3 protein-coding genes are annotated in these 1,956 nt (G+C 64.6%); 2 read left to right on the plus strand and 1 reads right to left on the minus strand.

The window, feature by feature from the left end; genetic code table 11:
• Positions 1-111 precede the first annotated feature (111 nt).
• Both C0461_RS14255 and C0461_RS14260 read left to right on the plus strand, forming a co-directional pair.
• Positions 112-459: a hypothetical protein gene (locus C0461_RS14255; RefSeq protein ID WP_292107954.1), complete on the plus strand. Its 348-nt coding sequence runs from the start codon at positions 112-114 to the stop codon at positions 457-459.
• Between the two features lie 62 nt (positions 460-521).
• Complete coding sequence (locus tag C0461_RS14260; RefSeq protein ID WP_292107956.1) at positions 522-935, plus strand: hypothetical protein; 414 nt, start codon at positions 522-524, stop codon at positions 933-935.
• Positions 936-1,011: 76 nt separating this feature from the next.
• Here the strand turns inward: C0461_RS14260 and argF are convergent, their stop codons facing one another.
• Positions 1,012-1,926 carry an ornithine carbamoyltransferase gene (argF, locus tag C0461_RS14265; RefSeq protein ID WP_292107958.1) on the minus strand — a complete coding sequence of 305 codons (915 nt, stop codon included), beginning with the start codon at positions 1,924-1,926 and terminating at the stop codon, positions 1,012-1,014.
• Positions 1,927-1,956: the final 30 nt, after the last annotated feature.

Here is a 1,956-nt window from a genome sequence, read left to right on the forward strand (position 1 = left end):
GCGCGACCCTGAAGGGCGTCTCGCCGGACATCGACTTCTCGTACGACTATCAGGACCTGCGGCTGACGCGGGTTTAGGGCGTGTAGCCAGACGTGACGCGGGGAGCGCAGCGTGACCGTGAATATCGAAAAATCGGACCACGGCCTCACGGTCAAATTGGAGGGCCGAGGGAGTCTGACCTTTTTCCTTCGGACCCTGATCCGTGCGAAGTTCTACGACGACGATGGCCTGGACGGGCTCCTCAGCCCCCTGCTGAACGACGCTATCAGGACGACCATCGAGACGCTTGAGACGGACGAGTCAGAGGTCGAGTCCTGGTATTCCGGCTGGGTGGCGGAGTACCATGTGGACCGCGTGCGTGATCTGGTTTCGTCGTCAGCCGACTACTTGTCAGCGTCTCCGCTGGACCAGCAGGAAATGATGCGAGCCGCGCTCTATCCATACCGACCCATAGCGTAGGCGCCTGCAACGGGCGCGAAGCGGTCATTGCGCAGGATCGCCAAGCTCGTCAGAACTACTGAATGCTCGTCACCGCCGAAAGCTATGAACGACTGAGGCTCTGGCTTCGAAGTATGGTCGCGCTGACTATGCCGGACATTGAGGCCGACTCCGAGATTGACCCAGTTCGGGTGCTCGATGGGTTTCCCAAGGCGAAGGCGCGGGAGGGACTTGCGCTCGCCATTGGTGACATGGTGGAGATGACGAACGATTGGTCGCCTAGCCGGATCGCGGTGATCGATCGACAGCTTCTTGAAGACGGCCTTCCTTCGCTCTCTGAGATCCAGATGCTTTCTGGCAAAGCTGTCGCCCGCATCATTCGTCGCGGCACAATCAAGACTGACGCGGAGTACTATCTGGCGCGAAACGTCGCTGAGCTATCCAGCGAACATCAAGAGAAACTGCTGGCGCTGATTGAGGTCTACAAGGCCCGTTAGGCCAGTGTCCGCCACAGATCGTGAGCACGCTTCAACTGTCTGCCCGTGAGCGGACCCGTGGCGTCTGTGATCTTACTCAACCCCCGAAGCACCACGCCAGCACCGCCTTCTGGGCGTGGATGCGGTTCTCGGCTTCGTCCCAGACCACGGACTGCGGGCCGTCCAGAACGGCGTCGGAGACTTCCTCGCCACGGTGGGCGGGCAGGCAGTGCAGGAACACGGCGCCCGGCGCCGCCTGCTTCATCAGGGCCGCGTCGACGCCGTAGGCCTCGAAGGCGGCCAGACGCTCCTCATAGTCCTGATCGCCCATGGAGACCCAGGTGTCGGTGACCACCACATCGGCGCCGGCCACGGCCTCCTCCGGGTCGGAGGTCAGGTGCACATGGTTCCCGCCGCGCTGCAGGTCGTGCAGGTCGGGGTGATAGTCGGACGGGCAGGCCACGTTCAGCTGGAAGCCGAACTTGGGCGCCGCATGGATGAAGCTGGCGCAGACATTGTTGCCGTCGCCCACCCAGGCGAGGGTCTTGCCCGCCACCGGCCCGCGATGCTCCTCGATGGTCATCAGGTCGGCCAGGATCTGGCACGGGTGCGAGCGGTCGGTCAGGGCGTTGACCACCGGCACGGTGGAGACGCGGGCGAAGCGCTCCACATCCTCGTGGTCGTTGGCGCGGATCATCACCGCGTCCACCATGCGCGACAGCACCCGCGCGGTGTCCTCGACGGGCTCGCCCCGGCCCAGCTGCATGTCCGCCGCATTGGCGATGATGGCGTCGCCGCCCAGCTGGCGGATGGCGGCGTCGAAGCTGAACCGCGTGCGGGTGGAGTTCTTCTCGAAGATCATGGCCAGCACCCGGTCCTTCGCGGGCGCATCGGCGTCCACGCGCCCCTTCGGCCAGCCCTTGCGGGCCGCCTTGCGGGCGTGGGCGTCGTCCAGAATGGCGCGCAGGGTCTCTGCGTCCAGCCGATGGATGTCGAGGAAGTGGCGGACCATGGCGGCTCCGATCAGGCCGCCAGCTTTTCG

This window comes from Brevundimonas sp., assembly GCF_013823285.1.
Lineage (GTDB): Bacteria > Pseudomonadota > Alphaproteobacteria > Caulobacterales > Caulobacteraceae > Brevundimonas.

Excerpts from the sequence above, each read along its gene's own strand:
- C0461_RS14260 (WP_292107956.1), top strand. The coding sequence starts at position 522 with ATGCTCGTCACCGCCGAAAGCTATGAACGACTGAGGCTCTGGCTTCGA.
- argF (WP_292107958.1), bottom strand. The coding sequence starts at position 1,926 with ATGGTCCGCCACTTCCTCGACATCCATCGGCTGGACGCAGAGACCCTG.